The 23,819-nt window shown below is 65.6% G+C and carries 23 protein-coding genes, 1 tRNA gene and 1 riboswitch; of the genes, 19 read left to right on the forward strand and 5 right to left on the reverse strand.

What is annotated here, in order from left to right:
• Position 1: 1 nt before the first annotated feature.
• Positions 2-583 (reverse strand): NuoB/complex I 20 kDa subunit family protein, encoded by a 582-nt coding sequence (locus NKJ20_RS02330; RefSeq protein WP_352742348.1) that lies wholly within the window; start codon positions 581-583, stop codon positions 2-4.
• Positions 574-939, reverse strand: a complete 366-nt coding sequence (locus NKJ20_RS02335) for an NADH-quinone oxidoreductase subunit A (RefSeq protein ID WP_023798850.1) — start codon at positions 937-939, stop codon at positions 574-576. The genes NKJ20_RS02330 and NKJ20_RS02335 overlap by 10 nt, the downstream gene beginning before the upstream one ends.
• A gap of 335 nt (positions 940-1,274) precedes the next feature.
• Here NKJ20_RS02335 and NKJ20_RS02340 point away from each other — a divergent pair, with 335 nt between their 5' ends.
• The 8 genes from NKJ20_RS02340 (at position 1,275) to NKJ20_RS02375 (ending at position 11,419) form a co-directional block, all read left to right on the forward strand.
• Positions 1,275-2,474 (forward strand): winged helix-turn-helix domain-containing protein, encoded by a 1,200-nt coding sequence (locus NKJ20_RS02340; RefSeq protein WP_352450018.1) that lies wholly within the window; start codon positions 1,275-1,277, stop codon positions 2,472-2,474.
• Positions 2,475-2,503: 29 nt separating this feature from the next.
• Positions 2,504-2,707: riboswitch (cobalamin riboswitch) on the forward strand.
• Between the two features lie 38 nt (positions 2,708-2,745).
• Positions 2,746-3,180, forward strand: a complete 435-nt coding sequence (locus NKJ20_RS02345; protein WP_352699360.1) for a DUF1636 family protein — start codon at positions 2,746-2,748, stop codon at positions 3,178-3,180.
• Positions 3,177-4,217, forward strand: coding sequence for a cobalamin biosynthesis protein CobW (cobW, locus tag NKJ20_RS02350; protein ID WP_352742351.1), 1,041 nt, complete (start codon positions 3,177-3,179; stop codon positions 4,215-4,217). Before NKJ20_RS02345 ends, cobW begins: the two co-directional genes overlap by 4 nt.
• Positions 4,218-4,235: 18 nt before the next feature.
• On the forward strand, positions 4,236-7,772 hold the full coding sequence (cobN, locus tag NKJ20_RS02355) for a cobaltochelatase subunit CobN (RefSeq protein WP_352742353.1): 3,537 nt from the start codon (positions 4,236-4,238) through the stop codon (positions 7,770-7,772).
• Positions 7,769-9,259, forward strand: a complete 1,491-nt coding sequence (gene cobG / locus NKJ20_RS02360; RefSeq protein ID WP_352742355.1) for a precorrin-3B synthase — start codon at positions 7,769-7,771, stop codon at positions 9,257-9,259. Before cobN ends, cobG begins: the two co-directional genes overlap by 4 nt.
• Positions 9,256-9,903, forward strand: coding sequence for a precorrin-8X methylmutase (locus tag NKJ20_RS02365; protein ID WP_502894830.1), 648 nt, complete (start codon positions 9,256-9,258; stop codon positions 9,901-9,903). The genes cobG and NKJ20_RS02365 overlap by 4 nt, the downstream gene beginning before the upstream one ends.
• A complete protein-coding gene (locus tag NKJ20_RS02370; protein WP_352742357.1) occupies positions 9,900-10,658 on the forward strand; it encodes a precorrin-2 C(20)-methyltransferase in 759 nt (252 codons plus the stop codon). The genes NKJ20_RS02365 and NKJ20_RS02370 overlap by 4 nt, the downstream gene beginning before the upstream one ends.
• Positions 10,655-11,419, forward strand: coding sequence for a precorrin-3B C(17)-methyltransferase (locus NKJ20_RS02375; protein WP_352742359.1), 765 nt, complete (start codon positions 10,655-10,657; stop codon positions 11,417-11,419). Before NKJ20_RS02370 ends, NKJ20_RS02375 begins: the two co-directional genes overlap by 4 nt.
• On the opposite strand, the gene NKJ20_RS02380 is transcribed toward NKJ20_RS02375, so the two are convergent.
• On the reverse strand, positions 11,383-12,165 hold the full coding sequence (locus NKJ20_RS02380; protein WP_352742361.1) for a cobalt-precorrin-6A reductase: 783 nt from the start codon (positions 12,163-12,165) through the stop codon (positions 11,383-11,385). The two genes, NKJ20_RS02375 and NKJ20_RS02380, sit on opposite strands and share 37 nt — an antisense overlap.
• 1 nt (position 12,166) lies before the next feature.
• Between NKJ20_RS02380 and cbiE the strand changes: the two genes are divergently transcribed.
• Genes cbiE through NKJ20_RS02420 form a run of 8 tightly spaced genes read left to right on the forward strand, consistent with a single transcriptional unit; the run spans position 12,167 to position 19,219 of the window.
• Complete coding sequence (cbiE, locus tag NKJ20_RS02385) at positions 12,167-13,408, forward strand: precorrin-6y C5,15-methyltransferase (decarboxylating) subunit CbiE (protein WP_352742363.1); 1,242 nt, start codon at positions 12,167-12,169, stop codon at positions 13,406-13,408.
• A complete protein-coding gene (locus tag NKJ20_RS02390) occupies positions 13,405-13,785 on the forward strand; it encodes a cobalamin biosynthesis protein (RefSeq protein WP_023676642.1) in 381 nt (126 codons plus the stop codon). The genes cbiE and NKJ20_RS02390 overlap by 4 nt, the downstream gene beginning before the upstream one ends.
• Positions 13,782-14,546, forward strand: coding sequence for a precorrin-4 C(11)-methyltransferase (cobM, locus tag NKJ20_RS02395; protein ID WP_352742365.1), 765 nt, complete (start codon positions 13,782-13,784; stop codon positions 14,544-14,546). The genes NKJ20_RS02390 and cobM overlap by 4 nt, the downstream gene beginning before the upstream one ends.
• Positions 14,543-15,349, forward strand: coding sequence for a uroporphyrinogen-III C-methyltransferase (gene cobA / locus NKJ20_RS02400; RefSeq protein ID WP_352742367.1), 807 nt, complete (start codon positions 14,543-14,545; stop codon positions 15,347-15,349). The genes cobM and cobA overlap by 4 nt, the downstream gene beginning before the upstream one ends.
• The gene (locus NKJ20_RS02405; protein ID WP_352742369.1) at positions 15,346-16,659 is read left to right on the forward strand and encodes a cobyrinic acid a,c-diamide synthase CobB; all 1,314 of its coding nucleotides are present in this window, start codon (positions 15,346-15,348) and stop codon (positions 16,657-16,659) included. Before cobA ends, NKJ20_RS02405 begins: the two co-directional genes overlap by 4 nt.
• On the forward strand, positions 16,656-17,417 hold the full coding sequence (locus NKJ20_RS02410) for an adenosylcobinamide-GDP ribazoletransferase (RefSeq protein WP_352742371.1): 762 nt from the start codon (positions 16,656-16,658) through the stop codon (positions 17,415-17,417). The genes NKJ20_RS02405 and NKJ20_RS02410 overlap by 4 nt, the downstream gene beginning before the upstream one ends.
• Before the next feature lie 24 nt (positions 17,418-17,441).
• A complete protein-coding gene (cobT, locus tag NKJ20_RS02415; protein ID WP_352742372.1) occupies positions 17,442-18,452 on the forward strand; it encodes a nicotinate-nucleotide--dimethylbenzimidazole phosphoribosyltransferase in 1,011 nt (336 codons plus the stop codon).
• 26 nt (positions 18,453-18,478) lie between these two features.
• Positions 18,479-19,219 carry a hypothetical protein gene (locus tag NKJ20_RS02420; RefSeq protein WP_352450032.1) on the forward strand — a complete coding sequence of 247 codons (741 nt, stop codon included), beginning with the start codon at positions 18,479-18,481 and terminating at the stop codon, positions 19,217-19,219.
• A gap of 94 nt (positions 19,220-19,313) precedes the next feature.
• Here the strand turns inward: NKJ20_RS02420 and NKJ20_RS02425 are convergent.
• Both NKJ20_RS02425 and NKJ20_RS02430 read right to left on the reverse strand, forming a co-directional pair.
• Positions 19,314-19,389: transfer RNA gene (locus NKJ20_RS02425), tRNA-Lys, on the reverse strand.
• Positions 19,390-19,494: 105 nt separating this feature from the next.
• Positions 19,495-20,400, reverse strand: a complete 906-nt coding sequence (locus tag NKJ20_RS02430; protein ID WP_352742374.1) for a PhzF family phenazine biosynthesis protein — start codon at positions 20,398-20,400, stop codon at positions 19,495-19,497.
• A gap of 111 nt (positions 20,401-20,511) precedes the next feature.
• Here NKJ20_RS02430 and NKJ20_RS02435 point away from each other — a divergent pair, with 111 nt between their 5' ends.
• The 3 genes from NKJ20_RS02435 to NKJ20_RS02445 are packed head-to-tail and all read left to right on the forward strand — an operon-like array spanning position 20,512 to position 23,737.
• Complete coding sequence (locus tag NKJ20_RS02435; RefSeq protein ID WP_352742376.1) at positions 20,512-21,804, forward strand: efflux RND transporter periplasmic adaptor subunit; 1,293 nt, start codon at positions 20,512-20,514, stop codon at positions 21,802-21,804.
• Positions 21,805-21,806: 2 nt separating this feature from the next.
• Positions 21,807-22,517: an ABC transporter ATP-binding protein gene (locus NKJ20_RS02440; protein ID WP_352742378.1), complete on the forward strand. Its 711-nt coding sequence runs from the start codon at positions 21,807-21,809 to the stop codon at positions 22,515-22,517.
• Between the two features lie 2 nt (positions 22,518-22,519).
• Positions 22,520-23,737 carry an ABC transporter permease gene (locus tag NKJ20_RS02445; protein ID WP_352742380.1) on the forward strand — a complete coding sequence of 406 codons (1,218 nt, stop codon included), beginning with the start codon at positions 22,520-22,522 and terminating at the stop codon, positions 23,735-23,737.
• Positions 23,738-23,819: the final 82 nt, after the last annotated feature.

A 23,819-nucleotide genomic window follows, 5' to 3' on the forward strand; every position in this document is an offset into this window, starting at 1 on the left:
TTTACCGCTCGATCGTGCCGGTGCGGCGGATCTTCTTCTGCAGCAGAAGGATGCCGTAAAGCAGCGCTTCAGCGCTCGGCGGGCAGCCGGGCACGTAGATGTCGACCGGCACGATGCGGTCGCAGCCGCGCACCACCGAATAGGAATAATGATAATAGCCGCCGCCATTGGCGCAGGAGCCCATCGAGATGACGTAGCGCGGCTCCGGCATCTGATCGTAGACCTTGCGCAGCGCCGGCGCCATCTTGTTGGTCAGCGTGCCGGCGACGATCATGATGTCGGACTGGCGCGGGGACGCGCGCGGCGCGACACCGAACCTCTCCGAGTCATAGCGCGGCATCGAAGTATGGATCATCTCGACGGCGCAGCAGGCGAGACCGAAGGTCATGAACATCAACGAGCCGCTGCGCGCCCAGGTGATCAGCGCCTCGGTCGAGGTGACGAGAAAGCCCTTGTCGGCGAGCTCGTTGTTGATCTCCAGGAAGAATGGATCGTCGGACCCGACCGTCCTGCCGGTGTTGGGGTCGATGAGGCCCTTGGGCTTCGGCGCGACGAGCGTGCCGGAACTGTCGTTCAATCCCATTCCAGCGCTCCTTTTTTCCATTCATAGGCAAAGCCGATGGTCAGCACCGCCAAAAACACCATCATCGACCAGAAACCGAGCATGCCGATCTGGCTGAACGACACCGCCCACGGAAACAGGAAGGCCACCTCCAGATCGAAGATGATGAACAGGATCGACACCAGGTAGAAGCGGATGTCGAATTTCATGCGGGCGTCGTCGAACGAGTTGAAGCCGCACTCATAGGCCGAAAGCTTTTCCGGATCGGGGTTGCGATAGGCCACCAGGAAGGGTGCGGCGAGCAGCGCCAGTCCGACGACCAGCGCCACGCCGATGAACAGGACGATGGGCAGGTACGAACTCAACAATGCGTTCATTCTGCAGCTTTCCGTTGCGGCCAATCCACTCTGATTACAGCACCGGACCCACTTGCGGAAGCGTGACAGTTTAACCACTGAACCGTTTTAAGGGGGCTCTATGCTGCAACGCGGCGAGGGTTAGCGCAGCGCTTTCGACGAAGCAAGTCAAACCTTGTTCAAATCGCGGTGCTGGACGGCATATCCGGGAAAACTGGTCCGATCCGCTCCTGTTTGATTTCCTTCACTTTTTACTCCACTTTTCTCTCCTGACATGGATGCCGCCAAAACCCTGCTAGCATGGCACGGAATCGCAGGTCATTTTCTCTGTCCAAAATCGTCCGGATGCCGCCTTCATGAAGGAAAAAATCTCGCTTGCCATGGCCCGCCGCATTGCGCTGGCGGCACAGGGATTCAATGACCCGCGCCCCACCGGCACGCCTGACCGCCGGCATCTGGCCCGCGTGCTTGCCCGTACCGGCCTGCTGCAGATCGATTCCGTCAGCGCCGTGGTGCGCGCCCACTATATGCCGCTTTATTCGCGGCTTGGCCCTTACAAGCTGGCGTTGCTCGACAACGCCGCCGTCACGCGCAAGCGCATGGTCTTCGAGTATTGGGCGCATGAAGCCTCGTTCTTGCCGGTCGAGACCTATCCGCTGATGCGCTGGCGCATGCAGCGGGCCGAACGCGGCGACGAAATGTACAGCGGACTGGCCAAATGGGGCCGCGAGCACGCCGCCTATATCGAAGACATCTATCGCGAGGTCGCCGAACGAGGCCCGATCGCGGCGTCGGCTTTCGAAGGCCAGAAGGGTTCGGGCGGCTGGTGGGGCTGGAGCCATGCCAAGCATGCCTTCGAGTGGCTGTTCTGGGCCGGCCGCATCACCACGGCGCATCGCCGCGGCTTCGAGCGGTTCTACGATCTGCCGGAGCGCGTGCTGCCGCCGGCGGTACTCGCGCTACCGGTTCCCTGTCCCGAGGATGCTCACCGCGAATTGCTGCGCATCTCGGCCCGCGCCCACGGCATCGCCACGGCAGGCGACCTGCGCGACTATTTCCGCCTCTCGCCCGCCGACATCAAGGGCCGCATCGAGGAGTTGGTCGAGGCCGGCGACCTGTTGCCGGTGAGCGTCGAAGGCTGGAGCAAAACAGCCTATCTCCACAACGACGCCCGTTTGCCGCGCAGGATCGAGGCGCGCGCCTTGCTCGCGCCGTTCGATCCCGTCGTCTTCGAGCGGTCGCGCACCGAGCGCTTGTTCGACTTCCACTACCGCATCGAGATCTACACGCCGGCCGAAAAGCGCCGGTATGGCTATTATGTGCTGCCATTCCTGCTCGGCGACAGCATCGTCGGGCGCGTCGACCTCAGGGCCGACCGTCCGGCCGGCGTATTGCGCGTCCATGCCGCCTATGCGGAGCCCGGCGCCCCGCCACAAACCGCTGCCGAGCTTTTCGAAGAATTGAAGCAGATGCAGGGCTGGCTCGGCCTGGAACGCATCGAGGTGACCGCTGCCGGCGACCTCGGCCGGCCGCTCGCGGATATCGCCGCGGCATAGACGTGCGTTGACACGACTGCCTCCACAAGCCTAAATCCGTTCCAGACGGTCCCCTGCCCGCAACGGCAGGGGCCAAGAGGGAATGCGGTGCGAAATCTCGATTTCAAATCCGCGGCTGTCCCCGCAACTGTAAGCGACGAGCCTCGGCCGAAAACCACTGGGATATTCCCGGGAAGGCGGCACCCAGGCGATGACCCGCGAGCCAGGAGACCTGCCGTCTAGGACATAAGAATCCGATCGCCTGGCGGGTTTTCCGGGCAAGGAGCCTGATTTGGAACGCGACAGCAGTTTTCCGGCTGAGACAGCGGATTTATTGTCCGGCCATGGTGATTCCCCGGCCGGCGTTACCGTCATCGTCTGCTCGTCCTGCCGTGACGAGACCGGTTCGGACGCTCATCCGCGCGCCGGCGAACTGCTCGCAGAGGACACGCGCCGCGCCGCTTCCAGCGAAAACATCAAAATCCGCACCGTCGAATGCCTCGGCAATTGCAAGCGCCGGCTCAGCGCGGCCATGCTGCGCGACGGCTGCTGGAGCTACGTCTTCGGTGATCTGACCACGACCAGCGGCGCCGATCTCGTCACCGGGGCAAAGCTGTTCGCCACCTCGACGGATGGGCTCATTCCATGGCGCGGCCGTCCCGATTGCCTAAAGCGCGGCCTCGTTGCCCGCATCCCTCCCCTTGACCTTCTGAAGGACTTGATATGACCGCTGCCTCCCTTTCGCGCGTTCCCTGCACCGTGGTCACCGGATTTCTCGGCGCCGGCAAGACGACATTGATCCGCCATTTGCTCGAAAACGCCAAAGGCAAGCGGCTGGCCATCATCGTCAACGAGTTCGGCGACATCGGCATCGACGGCGAGATCCTGAAGGGCTGCGCCATCGACACCTGCCCCGAGGAAAACATCGTCGAGCTGGCCAATGGTTGCATCTGCTGCACCGTCGCCGATGATTTCGTCCCGGCGCTGGACCAGATCCTGTCGCTGACGCCGAGGGTCGACCACATCCTGATCGAGACATCCGGCCTCGCTTTGCCCAAGCCGCTGGTCCAGGCCTTCCAGTGGCCGTCGGTGAAAAGCCGCGTGACGGTGGACGGCGTCATTGCCGTGGTCGACGGACCGGCGCTGGCTGATGGCCGCGTAGCCAACGACATGGACGCCCTGCAGGCGCAGCGCGCGCAGGACGAGACGCTCGACCATGACGATCCGGTCGAGGAAGTGTTCGAAGACCAGCTCGCCTGCGCCGACCTGATCATCCTGTCGAAGAGCGACCTGATGGACGCAGCCGGCGCGGCCCGTGCCAATGCCGTCATCGGCAAGCACGTTGCGCGGGCGGTGAAGATCGTACCGACTTCGCAAGGCAAGGTCGACCCGTCGGTGCTGCTCGGCCTCGGCCTCGCCGTCGAGGACGACATCGAGAACCGCAAGACCCACCACGACGACGAGCTCGACCACGAACATGACGATTTTGACTCGTTCGTCATCGACATCGCGTCCGTGTCCAACCCGGACGAGCTCGCACAACGGGTCGCCACGGCGGCGGAGGAAGAAAACGTGTTGCGCGTCAAGGGTTTCGTCGAAGTCGGCGGCAAGCCGATGCGGCTCCTGCTGCAGGCCGTCGGTCCGCGCGTCAACCACTATTACGACCGCGCCTGGACCGCTGAAGACGACCGCCGCTCGCGCCTAGTCGTCATCGGCCTGAAAGGGCTGAACCGCCCGGCCATCGAGCGTATCCTCGCCGGCTGACCCCAGGTACGAGCCGCGATGCACATCCTCACCACCACATCCGCCTCGCTCGACGATCTCGCCGAGCCTGTCGATCTCAGGCAAACGCCTGCGGATGTCGTGGCGCTGTCCTTCACCGACAGCGACCTGGCCGGGCTGGCGGCGGCGTGGAAGGCAGATGCGCACCGCCTGCCGTCGATGCGGCTCGCCGCCTTGCGCGACCTGCGCCATCCGATGTCCGTCGACCTGTGGATTGACAGTGTCGCCCGCCACGCCAAGGTCATTCTGGTCCGCATCCTCGGCGGCTACGAGTGGTGGCGCTATGGCTGCGACCAGCTCGCCGTTATCGCGCGAAATCGCGGTATCAAGCTGGCGCTGCTGCCGGGCGAGAGCCACGACGAGGATTTGCGGCTGATCGAAGGCTCGACGCTGCCGCGCGAGGAGTTGGACGGCCTGCTTGGCTATTTCCGCGAGGGTGGACCGGCGAATATGACGGCGCTGGTGCAGAGGCTGGCAAGTCTCGCTGGATCGGGTGCGGCGGTAGCCGAACCTGTTAGCGTGCCAAAGGCGGGATTTTACGAGCCGGGACTGGGGGTCGTAGAACGCGGCGTCCCCCTCCCCCTCGAGGGGAGGGTCCGGCCGCTGGCCGGGGGTGGGGTCCTCTCCGAAGCGCGCCTACACAAAACGTCGCGCACTGCCGTGACGACCCCACCCGGCCCTGCGGGCCACCCTCCCCTCGAGGGGGAGGGGGACGTCGTGCCAATTCTCTTCTACCGTTCGATGCTGCTCGCGGCCGATGTCGCGCCCATCGACGCGCTTTTCGAAGCCCTGCGCCACCGCGGCATGGCTCCCGTGCCTATGTTCGTCTCCAGCCTCAAGGACCCGGCGTCGCTCGCCTTTGTCGAAACCGCGCTCGCAACCCTGAAGCCTGCCGCCATCATCACTGCGACGGCTTTCGCCTCGGGTGCCGAGCCCGGTGTCGAAACCCTGTTCGACCGCGCCGGCGTGCCGGTGTTCCAGGTCATCGTCGCGACCACCCGCCGCGACATCTGGCAAACCAATCAGCGCGGCCTGGCGCCCGCCGACCTTGCCATGCATGTCGTCCTGCCCGAGCTCGACGGCCGCATCCTGGCCGGCGCCATTTCATTCAAGGGCGAAAGCGAAACCGACCCGGCGCTGGCCTTCCGCGCCTTCGCCAACCGGCCTGAGCCCGACCGCGTGGCGCAAGTGGCGAACCGTGTCGAGGCCTTCGTGCGCCTGCAGCGGACGCCGCGTGCGGAGCGCAAGCTCGCCATCCTGATCCCCGACTATCCGAGCGCCCCCGGTCGCACCGGCTACGCGGTTGGTCTCGACGTGCCGTCCAGCGTGCTGGCAATGCTGCACGACCTCAGCGAACAGGGCTACGCCGTTGAAAGGATTCCGCAAACGCCGCGCGAGTTGCTGGAGGTGCTGGAGCGTGGAGGTGAAGGGTTGGGGTTTGAGGACTATCTCGGGTACTCGGCGGAATTGCCTGCTGAAGCGATAGCTGCCGTGACGGCCGCATGGGGGAATGCGGCAGATGAGACAAGTTTGTGCGAGGCACCCCCCTCTGTCCTGGCGGAGTTGTGCGGGCGGGCAGAGGGGGGGGTTGAATCGCCTGCCGCCGCAAAATTCGCCTTCCGCGCAGCCACCTTCGGCAACGTCACCGTGGCACTCGCACCTGACCGCGGGCGCTCAGCCGACCGCCGCGCCGACTATCACGACCCGACGCTGCCGCCGCGCCATGCGCTGGTCGCCTTTGGCCTCTGGCTGCGCAAGTCGCTCGGCATCCATGCAATTGTCCATGTCGGCGCCCACGGCACGCTGGAGTGGCTGCCCGGCAAGACCGTGGCGCTCAGCGAAAACTGCTTTCCCGAGATAGTCACCGGTCTCCTGCCCGTAATCTATCCCTTCATCGTCTCCAACCCGGGAGAGGCAGCGCAGGCCAAGCGGCGCATTGCCGCCGTCACGCTCGGCCATCTGCCGCCGCCGCTGACCGGCGCCGGGCTGGACGAAAACCAGCACAGACTTGAACGACTGGTTGACGAATATGCCCAGGCCGACGGGCTCGACCGCCGCCGCCGCGACCGCCTGGCGAAGCTGATCGTCGAGACGGCGGAAAAGACCGGCCTCGCCTCAGAGGCAGGCGTCGCCAGGACCGACGCAGCCGACGAGGCTTTGCGCCGGATCGACGCCTGGCTCTGCGATCTCAAGGATTTCGCCATCAAGGACGGCCTGCACATTTACGGCCGCTCGCCGGAAGGCGAGGCTGATCCGGTACGGCGGCAAAGTGCGGCAGCTGAAAAAACCGCGCTGCTTGCCGCCCTCGACGGCCGCCACGTCGCTGCCGGTCCGGCCGGTGCGCCGGCGCGTGGCCGGAGCGATGTTCTGCCGACCGGCCGCAATTTGTTCACCGCCGACCCACGCACCATGCCGACGCCGACCGCCTATGATCTGGGCAAGGTGGCAGCGGAAGAAGTGGTCCGCAGCTACATGCAATCGCATGGCGACTGGCCGCGCTCGCTGGTCATCGACCTGTGGGGCTCGGCCTCGCTGCGCACCGGCGGTGAGGAGATCGCGCAAGGCCTGGCGCTGATGGGCTGCCGGCCGCAATGGGATTCCGCCACCGGCCGCATCACCGGCATAGACGTGCTGCCGCCGGCAACACTCGGCCGTCCGCGCATCGATGTCACCTGGCGCATATCGGGCCTGTTCCGCGACATGTTCCCGACCCAGATCGCGCTGATCGACGCCGCGGCCAACGCGGTGGCGACCCGCGATGAGGACGATTCGGAAAACCCGCTCGCCGCCAGGACCCGCATCGACGGCAAGATCAGCCCGCGCATTTTCGGCACCTCGCCGGGCACTTACGGCGCGGGCGTCGAGGACTTGTTGTCGAGCGGCGACTGGGCCGCGCGCGAAGAGATCGGCCGCACCTATCTCGCCGCCACCTCGCACGCCTATGGCGGCTCCGAGGGCAAAGGCATTTCGGCGCCCGGCGCGTTCGAGGATCGCCTCGCCGAGGCCGACCTTCTGGTTCATACCGGCGACGACCCCGGCCGCGACATCCTCGAAGGCTCGGCCGACGTCGCCTTCATCGGCGGCTTTTCGGCAGCACTTGCCGCGCTCGGCAAAAACGCCGACGTGATCGTGCTCGACACCACGGACCCGCAAAGACCGAAGCCGCGCTCGATCAGTGAGGCCGTGTCGCGCGTCGTGCGGGCACGCGCCGTCAATCCGCGCTTCATCGCCGGCCAGATGCGTCATGGCCCGCGCGGCGCCTCGGAATTCGCCGAGACGGTCGACCGGCTTGTCGGCTTTGCCGAGACTACCCATGCCATATCGGGCACGCTTATCGAGGCCGTGCACGACGCCTATCTCGGCGACCCCGTGGTCCGCGCCTTCATCCTGCGCGAAAACCCTTCAGCCGCAAAAGTCATCGCCGAGCGTTTTCTCTCGGCACGGCGGCGCGGGCTCTGGCATCCGCTGCGCAATTCCATCGATGACGATCTCGCCGCACTGATTGCCGAAGCGCAAGCTCTGGGAGTGGCGGCATGAACGCTTTCTCGCGCCGTGACGCCTGCCCTGCCTTGTCCGCGCCGATGCAGACCGGCGACGGGCTGCTGGTGCGGCTCAATCCGGTCGCTGGAGGACTGTTGCCGAAATCGTTGATCGGACTCTGCGAATCCGCCTTGCGCCATGGCAACGGCATCATGGAAGTGACCGCCCGCGGCAGCCTGCAGATCCGCGGCCTGACGCCGGCAAGCGCGCGGCTGCTGGCAATGGAGGTCGACGCGCTCGGCATCGCCGTGCGCACAGGCGTGCCGGTCGAGACTGGCCCGCTAGCGGGCATCGATCCGCAGGAGATCGCCGATCCGCGACCGCTGACAGAGCGGATCAGGGTGGCGATTGAAGAGGCTGGTCTAACGGCAAGGCTCGGTCCGAAGGTTTCGGTCGTTGTCGATGGCGGCGGGCAACTGACGATGGATGCGGTAGTGGCCGATGTACGACTGGCTGCGATCAGAACCGACGCGGGCGTCCGCTGGCGGATAGCTGTTGCTGGCGACGGGCAGAATGTCAGGCCTCTCGCCATGATCGAGAAAGATGCTGCCCGTGATATCGCCGTCGCGATTCTCAGGATGGTCGCCGAAAAAGGCCGCGAAGCTCATGCAAGGGATTTGACGGAACGGCAGCGTAGATCACTCGCAAGCTGGCATTCCTTCGCGCCCCCCTCTGTCCTGCCGGACATCTGCCCCTCTAGGGGGGAGATCGGCAGTTCCGCCGACGGCCGTCCTTCTGCTGCCTCGGTATTCGGCGCGACTTCGGCGATTAGCGAAGGCGGAGACCAAGGTGCAATCTCCCCCCTAGAGGGGGAGATGTCCGGCAGGACAGAGGGGGGCGCCGTAGAGCGCCATCGCCCGCCCATTGGTATCTTCAACCTGAGTAACGGCCACGCTCTCGGCATCGGCCTGCCCTACGGCAGCATGCCCGCAGATAAACTCACCGGCCTCGCGCAGAGTGCCCTCACTCTTGGCACAGTCGAAATCCGCCTGGCCCCGAGGCGGGGCCTGCTTCTCCTCGGTCAGCCGGCAGCCGCCAACCAGCCCCTTCAAAACACCGCCGCTACCCTCGGCTTTGTCACCGACGCAGCCGATCCGCGCACCAGGATCGCCACCTGCCCCGGCGCACCCGCCTGCGCCTCCGGCCGCATCGCCACCCGCGACATCGCCGAGATCATCGCTACAGAAAACCGCGACATCCTCGATTCCTCCTTAACGCTGCACATCTCCGGCTGCGCCAAGGGCTGCGCCCATCCCGGTCCGGCGGCGCTGACCCTGGTCGGTGGCGAAAACGGAGCCGGACTTGTCGTGGACGGGACGGCAAAGGCATTGCCCGCCGGATACAGGCCGGGCTACGACGCCGCGCACAGCATCGGCCGCATTGCAGCGGCGATCCGCAGCGCACGACATTCCGGCGAAACTGCTGTCGCCTGCCTGGCAAGGCTCGGCGCGCCCGGCATCACCGAAATCTATCGACAGGAATGAGCATGCCCGCCCAGAACGCCTACGACTACATCCATGATGGCACGGCGATCTACGAGCGCTCCTTCGCCATTATCCGCGCCGAGGCCGACCTGTCGCGCTTTTCCGAAGCCGAGGCCGAAATCGCTATCCGCATGATCCACGCCTGCGGCCAGGTCGAGGCAGCGCGACATTTCGTTTTCTCGAGCGATTTCGTCGCCGCTGCGCGCACGGCGCTGGGCGCCGGTGCGCCGATCTTCTGCGACGCGCAGATGGTCTCGCACGGCGTCACGCGCGCCCGGCTGCCGGCCGGCAACGAGGTGATCTGCACGCTGCGCGATCCGCGGACCGCCGACATCGCGAAAAAGATCGGCAACACCCGCTCGGCCGCGGCGATCGACCTGTGGGGCGAGCGCATGGCTGGTTCGGTCGTCGCCATCGGCAATGCGCCGACAGCCCTTTTCTATCTGCTGGAGAAGCTGCGCGACGGCGCCCCGAAGCCGGCGGCGATCATCGGCATGCCGGTCGGGTTTGTCGGTGCCGCCGAATCAAAGGATGCGCTGGCCGAAAATTCCTATGGCGTGCCTTACGCCATCGTGCGCGGCCGGCTGGGCGGCAGCGCCATGACCGCCGCCGCACTCAACGCTCTGGCGAGGCCGGGCCTATGAATGCGATCGCAAAAGGTCGGCTGGTCGGCGTCGGCACCGGTCCTGGCGACCCGGAACTTTTGACGCTGAAGGCAGTGCGTGCTCTGGCCGAGGCCGATGTCGTTGCGCATTTCGCCAAGCGCGGCAACAACAGCAATGCGCGCGCCATTGTCGGCGCGCATTTTCGCCCTGATCTGATCGAACTGCCGCTGCTCTACCCGGTGACGACCGAGATCGACAAGGACAACAGCGATTACCGGTCGCAGATAACGGATTTCTACGAGCAGTCGGCCGAAAAGCTCGCCGAGCACCTCAGCGCCGGCAGGATGGTCGCTGTGCTTTCGGAAGGCGACCCGCTTTTCTACGGCTCCTACATGCATCTTCATGTCCGGCTGGCGCACCGCTTTCCGAGCGAAGTCATTCCCGGCGTCACCGCCATGTCCGGCTGCTGGTCGGCGACCGGCCTGCCTATCGTCCAGGGCGACGACGTGCTGACGGTGCTGCCGGGCACCATGAGCGAATTCGAGCTGACGCGTCGCCTCGCCGATACCGACGCTGCGGTGATCATGAAGGTCGGCCGTAACCTGCCCAAGATCAGGCGCGCGCTGGAGGCAACCGACAAGCTGGCGCGGGCCATCTATGTCGAGCGCGGCACCATGCCGGGCGGCGTCTCGATGCGGCTGGCCGATAAAAAGGACGACCAGGCGCCTTATTTCGCCATCGTGCTGGTGGCCGGCTGGTCGGGCCGGCCAAGCGCATTGAAAGCCGAAGCATGAGCGGCCGCCTCACTGTCATCGGCCTCGGGCCAGGCAACGCCGACCAGGTGACGCCGGAGGCAAGCCGCGCCGTTGCCGAGGCAAAATTCTTCTACGGCTACAAGCCCTATCTCGACCGGCTCGATCTGCGCCCCGACCAGATTCGCGTCGCTTCCGACAATCGCGAGGAACTCGCGCGCTCCAGGGACGCGCTGCTCAAGGCTGCGGAAGGCCACGATGTCGCCGTCGTGTCGGGCGGCGATCCCGGCGTCTTCGCCATGGCCGCGGCCGTCTGCGAGGCGATAGAGGCGGGCCCACCCGAATGGCGCGCGGTCGACATCGCCATCGTGCCCGGTATCACCGCCATGCTTGCCGTCGCCGCCCGCATCGGCGCGCCGCTCGGCCATGATTTCTGCGCCATCTCGCTGTCCGACAATCTGAAGCCGTGGGACCTGATCGAGCTACGCCTGCTGGCCGCGGCCGGCGCCGGCTTCGTAATCGCGCTCTACAACCCGATCAGTAAGGCGCGCCCATGGCAGCTAGGCCGCGCCTTCGAATGCCTTGCTGCGATCCTGCCCGGCACCACGCCGGTGATCTTCGGCCGTGCCGCCGGCCGTCCCGACGAGCGCATCGAGGTTTTTCTGCTGGCCGACGCCGATGCCGCGAAGGCCGACATGTCGACCTGCATCATCATCGGCTCGCCGGAAACCAGGATCATCAAGCGGGGTGACAAGGCCGCGCTGGTCTACACGCCGCGTTCGGCAGCAGGCCCAAGAACATGACCGACCAGAAAATGATCGACCATCTCGGCAAGAGATTCGACGGTCTCAGCCGACGTGACGTCCGGCAGCGCCGGCCTGCGGATCATCACCACCTCGATTCCCAGCGCTCGCGCCGCCGCGATCTTGCCGTAGGTCGCCTCCCCGCCGCTGTTTTTGGAAACAACGACTTCGATGTGGTGTTGCAGAAGCAGTGCATGTTCGTCGACTTCCCGAAACGGCCCGCGCGCCAAGAGATAGGTCGCGTCGGGCACAGCGAGCCTGGGCTCGACCGGGTCGACACTGCGGATGAGATAATGATGCTGGGGAGCGGCCTTGAAGGCAGCGACCTCCTGTCGCCCGAGCGCCAGGAACACGCGGCGCGGCACCGATCCCAAAGCCGTCACCGCGCTGGCAACGGTGTCGACCAACATCCAGCGATCACCTTCGACCGCCTCCCATCCGGGACGCCTGAGCGCAACGATAGGCACGCCGGTCATGCGCGCTGCTTCCGCCGCATTGGCGGAGATTCGCGCCGCATAGGGATGCGTGGCGTCGATCAGCAGGTCGATCTTGTTCTGGCGGAGATACGCCGCCAGCCCGCCGGCACCGCCGAAGCCGCCGACCCGCACCGGCACCCCCTGCGCGGCCGGGTTTTCGGTGCGGCCGGCCAGCGACAGCATGACCGAAATATCCGCGCGCGCGGTCAGCTTTCCGGCCAATTGCCGGGCTTCGGTGGTTCCGCCGAGGATCAGAATGCGGTGGGTCATCATGCCTGCTGAAGCTCCGCGCGGCGCCAAGCTCACCTCAAAGTGGCTCACGATCATCGGCATCGGCGAGGACGGTGTAGCGGGTCTCGGCGACGAGGCCAAGCGGTTGATCGCGGAGGCCGAATTCGTCTTCGGCGGCAAGCGCCACCTTGCCCTCGTCGCGTCGCTCGCCAAAGGTGAAGCGCGCGCCTGGCCGACACCTTTCGATGCCGAGCTGCGCGACATGCTGGCGCTCTCCGGCCGACGCGTCTGCGTGCTGGCCTCCGGCGATCCCTTCTACCACGGTGTCGGCGTCACCCTCGCCCGCAAGGTCGCGGCGGAGGATATGCGGGTGATCCCCGCGCCCTCGGCCTTTTCGCTGGCCGCCTCACGCCTGGGTTGGACGCTGCAGGACGTCGAGACCATTTCGCTGCATGGCCGCTCGCTCGACCTGATCCGGCCGTTGCTGCATCCTTGCACCCGCATTCTCGCGCTGACCTCGGACAGCGATGCACCGGGAGCGATTGCCCGTCTCATGACCGAACTTGGCTTCGGCGCTTCGCGGTTGACGGTGCTGGAGGCGCTGGGTGGGCCGAACGAAAGGCTGCGCTCGGCGAGCGCCGGCACTTTCGATCTCGAAAAGATCAACCCGCTCAACGTGCTCGCGATCGAAGTTGAATCGACTTCGCAAGCACGCATCCTGCCGCTGACAGCGGGACTTGCCGATCATTTGTTCGAGCATGACGGCCAGATCACCAAGCGCGAAGTGCGCGCCGTCACCCTGTCCGCTCTCGCGCCAAGACGCGGCGAACTGCTGTGGGACATCGGCGCCGGATCGGGCTCCATCGGCATCGAATGGATGCTGGCCCATCCTTCCATGCGTGCGATCGCCGTTGAGGCCGATCCGGCCCGCGCCGCGCGCATCCGACGCAACGCCGCGGCTTGCGGCGTTCCCGGTCTCACCGTCGTCGAAGGTTCGGCACCGCAAGCTCTTGCCGGGCTGGAGACGCCCGCGGCGATCTTCATCGGCGGCGGCGGCAGCGATGCCGGCGTGCTGGAAAGAGCCATCGATGCCTTGCCTGCCGGCGGGCGCCTCGTCGCCAACGCAGTGACCCTGGAGATGGAGGCGCTGCTGCTTTCCCGTCACGCCGCGCTCGGAGGCGAGCTTACCCGGATCGCTATATCCCGTGCTTCGCCGGTCGGTTCGATGCAGGCGTGGCGGCCGGCTATGCCGGTCACTCAATGGAGCTGGGTGAAGCCATGATGGTCGCGGGCATCGGCAGCCGCAAAGGCGTCAGCGCGCGCGACGTGCTTGCCGCGGTAGAAACCGCCCTGGAAGCGCACGGGCTTGCCCTGCCCGCGCTTTCAGCCCTCGCGACCGCGTCTCTCAAGCAGGATGAAGCGGCAATCTTCGCCGCCGGACGCGAACTCCGCCTTCCGGTGATCGTCGTCGAGCAGGATGAACTCAAAGCCGCATCTACGACCAGCCGTTCCGACCTATCGCAGGAGCATGCCGGCACGCCGTCGGTTTCCGAAGCCTCGGCGCTTGCCGCCGCCGGCAAAGGCGCAAAACTGCTCGGGCCGCGCACCGTGCTCGGTGCTGTCACTTGCGCCATCGCCATCAGCGGAGATGCGGCATGACCGTTCACTTCATCGGTGCCGGCCCGGGTGCTGCCGACCTCATCACCTTGCGCGGCAGCCGCCTGCTCGGCAGTTGTCCCGTCTGCCTCTATGCCGGATCGATCGTCGCGCCGGAGCTGTTGCAGCACTGCGCGCCCGGAACGAGGTTGATCGACACCGCGCCGATGTCGCTCGACGAGATCGAGGCCGAATATCTGGCCGCCCACGCGGCCGGCAATGATGTCGCCCGCCTGCATTCCGGCGATCTTTCGGTGTGGAGCGCCGTTGCCGAGCAGATCCGCCGGCTGGAAAAGCACGGCATTCCTTACACGCTGACGCCGGGCGTGCCGTCCTTCGCCGCTGCGGCGGCAGCGCTGCGCCGCGAGCTGACCATTCCAGAAGTCGCGCAAAGCCTGGTGCTGACCCGCATCTCCGGCCGCGCCTCGAAAATGCCTCCCGGCGAAACGCTGGCCGGCTTCGGCCGCACCGGCGCCACGCTGGCCATCCACCTTGCCATCCACGCTATCGACCGGATCGTCGCCGAACTGACGCCGTTCTATGGCGCCGATTGCTCGGTGGCGGTCGTCTTCCGTGCTTCCTGGCCGGACGAGCGCGTGCTGACCGGCACGCTGGCCACCATCGAGGCGCAACTGGCCGCCGATCCGATGGAACGCACGGCAATCATCTTCGTCGGCCGCTCGCTGGCGGCGGAGGGCTTTGGCGAAAGTTCACTGTACGACGCGCACTACCAGCGACGCTTTCGCGGACGGGACGGATTGTGAGCGGCAGCAACAGAAACACTACGGTCGAGCAGGCGCTCACCCGGCTCAACTTCAAGCCGCGCCAGCTTGAGCCCGGGCATGTCTGGCTGGCCGGCGCCGGCCCTGGCGATCCCGGCTGCCTGACGCTGGAAGTGCTGGCCGCCCTCGGACAGTGCGACGCGCTGGTTTATGACGCGCTGGTCTCGCCAGAAGTCGTCGCTGTCGCCGAGGGCGCGGAACTGTTCTATGCCGGCAAACGCGGCGGCAAGCCGTCGATGAAGCAGGACGACATCACCGCTCTGCTGGTCCGGCTGGCGCGCGCGGGCCGGCGCGTCGTCAGGCTGAAGGGCGGCGACCCCTATATTTTCGGGCGTGGCGGCGAAGAGGCGCTGGCGCTGGCCGGGGAAACTATCCCGTTCCGCATCCTGCCTGGCCTGACGTCCGGCCTCAGCGCGCTGGCCGCGACCGGCATTCCCGGCACCATGCGCGGCATCAACAAGGCGCTGATCCTGGCGACCGGCCATGCCGCCGGCACCGATGACGATCTCGACTGGGCGGCAATCGCCCGCACCGGCCAGCCGGTGGTCATCTATATGGGTATGGCCAACCTGCCGCTGATCGCCGCTTCGCTGCTCGAGGGCGGCCTGCCATCTTCGACGCCCGCCGCGGTCATCGTTGCCGCGACGACGCCGCAGGAGCGTATCGTCGTCGCCACGCTCGCCACGATTGCCGAGGAAGCGGCCGCAGCCGGCTTGACCTCGCCGGCGCTGATCGTCGTCGGCGGCATCGTCGGGATGCGCGCGGCACTGGCGGGTGAGTCATGACCCGCGCCATCATCATCGGCGCGCCGCGCTCGGGCTCGGGCAAGACCAGCGTCACCATCGGCATTCTACGCGCCCTCGCCCGGCGCGGCCTGAAAGTGCGCGGCGCCAAATCCGGCCCGGACTATATCGATCCCGGCTTCCACACCGCAGCCACAGGCTTGTCCGGCATCAATCTCGACAGCTGGGCAATGCCGCCCGCCCTGCTCAACACACTGGCCGGCGAAGCGACCGAGGACGCCGACTTCATCTTTCTCGAAAGCGCCATGGGCCTGTTCGACGGGATCCCTGCTGCTCCAGGCCGCACCGGCTCGGCCGCCGACCTTGCCCGGCTCTACGGCCTGCCGGTGCTGCTGGTGCTCGACGTCTCCGGACAGTCGACCACGGCGGCGGCCGTCGCCAAGGGTTTTGCCACTTACGATCCGGATGTGCGCATGGCCGGGGTCGTGCTCAACCGGCTGGGCAGCGAGCGCCACCGCCGGCTATGCGGCGATGCCATCGAGGCACTCGGCCTGCCTGTCGTCGGCGCTATCCTGCGCGATCCCTCGCTCAACCTGCCCGAGCGCCATCTTGGCCTCGTCCAGGCCGGCGAATATGAGAATCTGATGGCGCATCTCGACCGGCTGGCCGACATGGTCGAGCGCTCGCTCGACCTCGACGCCATTATGGCGCTGGCGGCGCCATTCACGCCCGCGCCGGGCAATTTCGGCGACGCGCTGCCGCCGCCCGGCCAGCGCATCGCATTGGCCGAGGACGCCGCCTTCACCTTCCTCTATCCGCACGTTGCCGCGCATTGGCGCAAGGCCGGCGCCGAGATCGTTCCGTTCTCGCCGCTCACCGATGAGGCGCCAGGCGACGATTGCGATGTCTGCTGGCTGCCCGGCGGCTATCCCGAGCTTCACGCCGGCCGCCTCGCCGCCGCGGCGAATTTCAGGGCCGGCATGGCGAGGTTCGCCGCCACGCGGCCGGTGCACGGCGAGTGCGGCGGCTTCATGGTGTTGGGCGAAGCGCTCGAGGACGCGTCGGGCGAGACGCATCCGATGCTTGGCCTCCTCGGCCATTCGACCAGCTTCGCCAAGCGCAAGATGAATCTCGGCTACCGCGAGGCGCGGCTGCGGTCCGGCTGTCCGCTCGGCAGCCAAGGCACGCTGATCCGCGGCCATGAATTCCACTACGCGCAGATGGTTGCGACCGGCAATGACGAGCCGCTGGCCGACCTCGCCGACGGTCAAGGAAATCCGCTCGGCGCCTCGGGATACCGGCGCGGCAATGTCAGCGGCACGTTCTTCCATGCCATTGCGAGGGGCGGATGAAGGCCTCGCAACAGCAAATTCTCGATGATATCGTGCTTTGCCTCGTCTTCTTTACCCGGCTGCCGCTGCCCGGAACCGACTTCCGTGGCCGCAGCCTTGCCGCTGCGATCTGGGCTGCACCGCTTGCCGGTCTCGCCGTCGCTCTGGCCGGTGCGCTGGTCTACGCCGTCGGAACGAGGCTCGGCCTAGCCGAGGGTCCTGCTGCAGCGTTGACCCTTGCCGCGATCTTGCTCGCCACCGGCTGCCTGCATGAGGACGGCCTTTCGGACGTCGCCGACGGCTTTGGCGGCGGCAAGACGCGCGAAAGGAAATTGAAGATCATGCGTGACAGCCGCATCGGTGCCTACGGCGCCTGCGCGCTCGGCATCTCGCTGCTGATCCGCTGGAGCGTGCTCTCTGGATTCGCCGGCCCGGCTCATGTCCTTTGGGCCCTCATTGCCGCGCATGCGGCGTCGCGCGGCCTGCTCGGCGCCTTCATGCACCTGCTGCCGCCGGCCCGTAGCGACGGCCTCTCGGTTGATGCAGGCACAGTCACGGCCGAAACCGCTATAGCCGGTGCTGTGCTCGGTGCGGCCGCGCTGCTGGCGCTTGGGTTCAGCGCTGCCATCTTCGCGCTCATCCTGCTTGCGTTTCTGTTTGCCGCCTTCCGCGCGCTGTGTATCAACCAGATCGGCGGTCAGACCGGCGACACCGTCGGCGCCCTGCAGCAGCTGGGCGAGATCGCAATCCTGCTCGTCGCTTCCGTTTCCCTTTCTTGACTCTGTTTCGGAGATTTCGCCCCCATGCCTTTCAAATCGCTCGATGAACTGCGCGCCGCCTGCCTCGACCTGCCCAATGGCAGCGATGCCGCCGCCAATGCCGTCGCGCGCCGCCAGGACACGCTGACCAAGCCGCAAGGCAGCCTCGGCCGGCTGGAGACGATAGCCGCCTGGCTGGCGCGCTGGCAGGGCCGCGACATGCCAAAGCTCGACCGTGTCAAGGTCTTCGTCTTCGCCGGCAACCACGGCGTCACTGCGCAAGGGGTGTCGGCTTTCCCCTCGGAAGTCACCGTGCAGATGGTGGCGAACTTCGCCGGTGGGGGTGCTGCCATCAACCAGCTTGCCCGCATTGCCGGCGCCGAGCTCGACGTCATCCCGCTCGACCTCGACCGCCCGACCGGCGACTTCACGCAAGAGCCGGCGATGGACGACGAGGCCTTCCTCGCCGCCGTCTCCGCGGGCTACCACGCGATCAGCAAGGAACTCGACCTCGTCTGCTTCGGCGAAATGGGCATCGGCAACACCACGCCGGCGGCGGCCATCTCGACCGCGCTGTTCGGCGGCGGCGCGGAGCGATGGACAGGGCGTGGCACCGGCGTCGACGACGCCGGCCTCGTGCGCAAGATCGTCGCCATCGAGGCCGGCCTGAAGCGCCACGCCCCGGCGCTAGCCGACCCCCTGAAGGTAGCGGCAGCCCTCGGCGGCCGCGAGCTCGCGGCGATCCTTGGTGCGACGCTGGCAGCGCGTCATCTCGGCGTGCCGGTATTGCTCGACGGCTTCGTCGGCACCGCCGCCGCGGCACCATTGGCGAGATTGCATCCTGCCGGCCTCGCGCACACACTGGCAGCCCATGTCTCGGCCGAATCCGGCCACCGTCGTCTGTTGGAGGCGCTCGGCCTGCCGCCCTTGCTCGACCTCGGCATGCGGCTCGGCGAAGGCTCCGGCGCCTGCCTCGCAGTCAACATTGTTCGTTCAGCCCTAGAATGCCATACGCGCATGGCAAGCTTTGCCGAGGCTGGTGTTTCGGAGAAGTAAGGCGGAGCCAGGCGCGGATCGCGTTGATGAACAAACCCTCACAGATTTTCGGAGACCCCAAGCACGGGCTTCGCGATATTCTTGCTCGGATCATCACAGATTTCGACAGCAAGAGCGGCGCTTTTGCCGGGCTGAAATACAATTCGCCGTGGATACTCGCCACCGAGGATTGGGCAGAGCGATCGGTCCATACGGTCGAAGAGCTATGCGAGATGATTTCTCAATGCCGGATTTCGGTTCGCTCTGGGAATCCGACGAATCCGCCAATCATCCAAATTTTTGAAGATCTTCGCAGTGCTGCGGAAGAGTGGAGAACAGAGACAGGTTACAGTGATCCGCCCATCCATCTGACCCCGGAATTGACGAAATTCCCTAATCGCAAAGAACTGAAAGCCCATACCCTGAAGGTATGGAGTTCTTTGGGATTGGCGAGGCAATGGCATAGCTATGATGCCAAGGACCTTAGGTTCTGCGGAATTTTTGAGGACAGATTTGGTCACAATGTTACAGTCAGAATGACCTTTAAGCTTGGATATGGTGGGCCTATCCGGCTGGATTTTCACTTTCCTTACTACGCAGACGATGAACCTACATCCTTTGAACTGGGCGGTCTCTCGGGCGAGGCGCTATTCCATGCACTTCGACTGCCCAGGCATCCTGAACTCGAATGGATCGCAAGCAAGAGCAAAACAAACTTCGATGCCGTCGACGGCGTGATAGCCATAACGCGAGCAATCCTGACCTATCTGAAGCCCACTATCCAATAGTCGGGCGAGTCAGCTAGCCGCTTGCCGACATGTGCGACGGGCAAAAGCTGTCTCGCGCCGCGTTAAGGTCTTTCCACCAAATCCCGGAGATTTTTGGTGGGTGCGCACAGGATTGAACTGTGGACCCGCTGATTAAGAGTCAGCTGCTCTACCAACTGAGCTACGCACCCACTCGGCCGGAAAAACCGGCGTTGGCGGGCATATAGCCGCCGACATCCGCCATGTCCAGCCCCGTGGGATTCATTTCCCGACAAATCGCCGAAGTGCTGCGCCCGTCAAACAAAAAGCCTGCCTTCAGCCACCTTCACCGCATGGCCGCCGATGCGGGCGGCCGCCAGTTTGCCGCCTTCGACATTCAGTTCGAGGCGAATTCGCGAAGGCCGGCCCATCTCCAGCCCCTGCTCGATCCACAGTTGTGAAACGCCGTCCGTCGGGCCGTCGAAATGCATGATCGCGCCGGCGAAGGCGGCCGCCGCTGAGCCGGTCGCCGGGTCTTCGTAGGACGGATTGCCGGGCACCATCATGCGGACATGGAAGGCGCTGTCGTGATGCACCGTCTCGCGGCAATAGACATAGGGGCTGGCGAAGGCCCATTCGCTCTTGCGTGGTGCGAGCTCCGACCACGCCTGGTTGTCCAGCCTGATCCGGGCGGCCGCCTCCAGATTGGCGACGGGGATGGTCACGTAGGGCACGCCCGCCGACCAGAACGAAACGCGGTGGTTCTCGAAGCCGATCTCGTGCGGCCCAAGGCCTAGGGCCGCGCCGATCGCCTCCGGATCGGCCGACAATGCCAGCTGCGCCGGCAGTTTCGCCAGGTCGAACTCGGCAAAGGTCGAACCGTCGTGCTTGCTGACAGCGCAGCGCACCGGGCCGATATTCTCCTCGAGCACGAAGATGCCGGCGGCCTCTCCCGCCATTTCGGCGAGCGCTATCGCCGAGCCGACGGTTGGGTGGCCGGCGAACGGCATTTCATAGTCGGGCGTGAAGATACGGATGCGGGCCCGGTGCTTCGGGTTGTCCGGCGGCAGCACGAAGACGGTTTCGGACAGGTTGAACTCGCGCGCCACCGCCTGCATCGCCGCAACGTCGAGCCCGTCACAGTCGAGCACCACGGCCAGCGGATTGCCGGCCAGCCGGTTGGTGGTGAATACGTCGTAAAGCAAGTAATTCCGCGGCTGCATCTCAGTAAGTCCTCTGCCTCATTCCCAACATGAGCGAAATTTAATTTGAATTTTGAACCATAAGGCCTGATTTGTGCACCGATGGGATATCACTGAACATAGGGGTCCGGCGTGGACCAGATTGTCAATCTGCCAAAGACGGAATCCGCTTCCGCCATCGAGACGGCGCTCGGGCTCGACCACCAGGGCCTGAAGACAAAACGCCGTCGCGGTTGGCGTTACGCAGTGTTCGCACTGCTTGCCGTCGCCGCGGGTGTCGTCGGCTACCAGTGGTATGCGGGCTCGCCCGCCAAGATCGAGTATACCATGACACTGGCCGCCATGGCCGACCTTACCGTCGCGGTTTCGGCTACCGGCACGCTGCAGCCTCTCACCCAGGTCGATATTTCCAGCGAACTCTCCGGCGTCGTCCGCTCGGTTTCAGTCAACGAGAACCAGCTGGTGAAGAAGGGCGATGTGCTGGCCGCGCTCGACACCGCCAAGCTGGAGGTGCAGATCGAGCGCGCCCAGGCCTCGGCCAAGGCAGCCGCGGCGAGCGTCGAGGACGCCACCGTGACGCTAGCTGAAAACGAAAAGGCGCTGGTGCGCGCGGCACAATTGACCAAGCGCGGCATGGCGACGGACCAGTCGCTTGAAGCGGCAACCGCCACCCGCGACCGCTCGAAGGCGGCGCTTGATATCGCCAAAGCCAACCTCGCCATGGCCAATGCCGATCTCAAGGCGCAGCAGACGGATCTTGCCAAGAGTACCATCTACGCTCCGATCGATGGCATCATATTGACGCGCTCGGTCGACCCCGGCCAGACGGTCGCCTCGTCGCTGCAGGCGCCGGTGCTGTTCGTCATCGCCGCGGATTTGAAGAACATGGAATTGAAGGCTGCGGTCGACGAGGCCGATATCGGCGCCGTCAGGCCCGGCCAGCATGCGCGCTTCACCGTCGACGCGTTCCCCGAACGGCCATTCGACGCCGAAATCCGCGACATTTCCTATGCCTCGGTCACCACCGACGGCATCGTCACTTACGATGCAAGGCTGGATGTCGACAATAGCGAGCTTCTGTTACGGCCCGGCATGACTGCCACCGTCTCGGTCGTCACCAAGCAGGCCAAAAACGTGCTCACCGTGCCATCGATCGCCTTCCGCTACCGGCCGGCGCAGACGGCGGAGCGCGGCTGGAGCCTCACCGACGTGTTCACCGGCCGCATGGGACGCCCCGGCGGCAACCGCCAGCGCCAGGCGGCGACGAAGCCCACCGACGGCTCGCGCACGCTCTACGTGCTGGAAAATGGGCGGCCGCATCCGGTCAACGTCAGGGTCGGCTCGACAGATGGCGAACTGACCGAGATCGTCTCCGGCCTGGAGGAAGGCGCGCAAGTCATTACCGCCTCGCAGCAGCGGAGCTGATCGTGGCATCGGGCGCGACCACCCTCATAGGCTTCGACAAGGTCTGGAAAAGCTATGGCCAGGGCGAAGCCCGGGTGCATGCGCTGGCCGGCGTCGACCTCGCCATCAGGCGCGGCGAATTCGTCGCCATCATGGGCCCGTCCGGTTCGGGCAAATCGACGGCCATGAACATCATTGGCTGCCTCGACACGCCGACCGCTGGGACCTACAGCTTCGAAGGCATCGACGCCGGCCGTCTCGATCGCAACCGCCGCGCTCAGCTGCGCAACCTCTATGTCGGCTTCGTCTTCCAGGGCTATAATCTGTTGCCGCGCACCACGGCCGCCGAGAATGTCGAACTGCCGCTGATCTATCGCGGCGTCGGTGCCCGCGAGCGCCGCGGCCTTGCCATGCAGGCACTTGCCGAGGTCGGCCTTGTCGGCCGCGAGCATCATACGCCGGCCGAGCTGTCCGGCGGCCAGCAGCAGCGCGTGGCGATCGCCCGCGCCATCGTCACCAGGCCGACGCTGCTCGTTGCCGACGAGCCGACCGGCAATCTCGACACCGCCCGCACGCACGAGATCATGGAACTCCTGACGCAGCTGAACAGCGAGCTCGGGCTGACTATCGCCATGGTCACGCACGAAGCCGATGTTGCCGGCTATGCGCAGCGCACGATCCGTTTCCTCGATGGCCATGTTGCCTTGGACACAGCCAATCTCGAGATGGCCTAGCCATGATCTGGGAAACCGTTCGCCTCTCGCTCCGCTCCATCCGCCGCAACGTGCTGCGCTCGTTCCTGACGCTGCTCGGCATCGTCATCGGCGTTGCCGCCGTCATCGCCATGCTGACCATCGGCTCGGGCACCACCGAAAAGGTCAAGTCCGACATTTCCAAGCTCGGCAGCAACCTGCTTGTCATTCGTTCCGGCCGACCGGCCGGGCCCGGCGGCCCGGGAGGGCTCGACCAGGTGGTCCGGCCTCTTGCCTACAAGGACCTCACAGCGCTTGCCGCGCATCTGGACGGCTCGCGTGCCATCTCGCCGGCGTCGCAAAAGCAGGTGCGCGTCATTTTCGGCACCGAAAGCCTGACCTCGGGCGTCACCGGCACCGACAGCGCCTATCTCGATGCCCGCGACTGGAAGCTGGTTTCGGGCCGCCCGTTCAGCGATTCGGAAACCCGCTCGGGGACCGGCGTCTGCCTCATCGGCGAGACGGTGCGCCAGCAGTTCTTCGGCGCCGGCGACCCTGAAGGCGAGATCATCCGCGTCAACCGCACCTCCTGCAAGATCATCGGCTTGCTCGAACCGAAGGGCTATACCGGTTTCGGCCAGGACCAGGACAATGTCGTGCTGATGCCGCTCGCCGCCTATCAGCGTCGCATTGCCGGCAATCGCGACATCGACTCGATCTATGTCGCCGCCGACGATCGTACGCCAACCACGGTGCTGCAGCAGCGCGTCGAGGACATCTTGCGCGACACACGCCGCATCACGGCCGACCGCGACGATGATTTCTCGATCCGCGACATGACCCAAATCGCCGATGCCATGGCCAGCGCGACCACCACCATGACTGGTATGCTCGGTGCCGTCGCCGGCGTCAGCCTGCTCGTCGGCGGCATCGGCATTATGAACATCATGCTGGTGTCGGTAACCGAACGCACGCGCGAGATCGGCATCAGGCTCGCTATCGGCGCCCATGAAAAGCATATCCTCATCCAGTTCCTGGTCGAGGCAACCGTGCTGTCGCTGCTTGGCGGCATCATCGGCATCCTGATCGGCCTGGCCCTTGCCGGCCTCGCCTCGGTGACGCTGACGATCCCGTTTGCGCCAAGCCCGGAGGTCATCCTGCTTGCGGTCGGCTTCTCTGCGCTGATGGGCATGGTGTTCGGCTTCTTCCCGGCGCTGCGCGGCGCGCGGCTTAACCCGATCGACGCGCTGAGGCATGAATAGGCATTGCAGCAAGTGTCGCCTCCAGACGCTGCCAATTTTTTATGCAACCTGCCCTTGTCGCAGCACATTCTGCAATGATAAC

It is taken from the genome of Mesorhizobium sp. M0185 (genome assembly GCF_040322175.1).
GTDB lineage: Bacteria > Pseudomonadota > Alphaproteobacteria > Rhizobiales > Rhizobiaceae > Mesorhizobium.

Excerpts from the sequence above, each read along its gene's own strand:
- NKJ20_RS02330 (WP_352742348.1), bottom strand. The coding sequence starts at position 583 with ATGGGATTGAACGACAGTTCCGGCACGCTCGTCGCGCCGAAGCCCAAG.
- NKJ20_RS02335 (WP_023798850.1), bottom strand. The coding sequence starts at position 939 with ATGAACGCATTGTTGAGTTCGTACCTGCCCATCGTCCTGTTCATCGGC.
- NKJ20_RS02340 (WP_352450018.1), top strand. The coding sequence starts at position 1,275 with ATGAAGGAAAAAATCTCGCTTGCCATGGCCCGCCGCATTGCGCTGGCG.
- cobW (WP_352742351.1), top strand. The coding sequence starts at position 3,177 with ATGACCGCTGCCTCCCTTTCGCGCGTTCCCTGCACCGTGGTCACCGGA.
- cobN (WP_352742353.1), top strand. The coding sequence starts at position 4,236 with ATGCACATCCTCACCACCACATCCGCCTCGCTCGACGATCTCGCCGAG.
- cobG (WP_352742355.1), top strand. The coding sequence starts at position 7,769 with ATGAACGCTTTCTCGCGCCGTGACGCCTGCCCTGCCTTGTCCGCGCCG.
- NKJ20_RS02365 (WP_502894830.1), top strand. The coding sequence starts at position 9,256 with ATGAGCATGCCCGCCCAGAACGCCTACGACTACATCCATGATGGCACG.
- NKJ20_RS02370 (WP_352742357.1), top strand. The coding sequence starts at position 9,900 with ATGAATGCGATCGCAAAAGGTCGGCTGGTCGGCGTCGGCACCGGTCCT.
- NKJ20_RS02375 (WP_352742359.1), top strand. The coding sequence starts at position 10,655 with ATGAGCGGCCGCCTCACTGTCATCGGCCTCGGGCCAGGCAACGCCGAC.
- NKJ20_RS02380 (WP_352742361.1), bottom strand. The coding sequence starts at position 12,165 with ATGACCCACCGCATTCTGATCCTCGGCGGAACCACCGAAGCCCGGCAA.
- cbiE (WP_352742363.1), top strand. The coding sequence starts at position 12,167 with ATGCCTGCTGAAGCTCCGCGCGGCGCCAAGCTCACCTCAAAGTGGCTC.
- NKJ20_RS02390 (WP_023676642.1), top strand. The coding sequence starts at position 13,405 with ATGATGGTCGCGGGCATCGGCAGCCGCAAAGGCGTCAGCGCGCGCGAC.
- cobM (WP_352742365.1), top strand. The coding sequence starts at position 13,782 with ATGACCGTTCACTTCATCGGTGCCGGCCCGGGTGCTGCCGACCTCATC.
- NKJ20_RS02405 (WP_352742369.1), top strand. The coding sequence starts at position 15,346 with ATGACCCGCGCCATCATCATCGGCGCGCCGCGCTCGGGCTCGGGCAAG.
- NKJ20_RS02410 (WP_352742371.1), top strand. The coding sequence starts at position 16,656 with ATGAAGGCCTCGCAACAGCAAATTCTCGATGATATCGTGCTTTGCCTC.
- cobT (WP_352742372.1), top strand. The coding sequence starts at position 17,442 with ATGCCTTTCAAATCGCTCGATGAACTGCGCGCCGCCTGCCTCGACCTG.
- NKJ20_RS02420 (WP_352450032.1), top strand. The coding sequence starts at position 18,479 with ATGAACAAACCCTCACAGATTTTCGGAGACCCCAAGCACGGGCTTCGC.
- NKJ20_RS02430 (WP_352742374.1), bottom strand. The coding sequence starts at position 20,400 with ATGCAGCCGCGGAATTACTTGCTTTACGACGTATTCACCACCAACCGG.
- NKJ20_RS02445 (WP_352742380.1), top strand. The coding sequence starts at position 22,520 with ATGATCTGGGAAACCGTTCGCCTCTCGCTCCGCTCCATCCGCCGCAAC.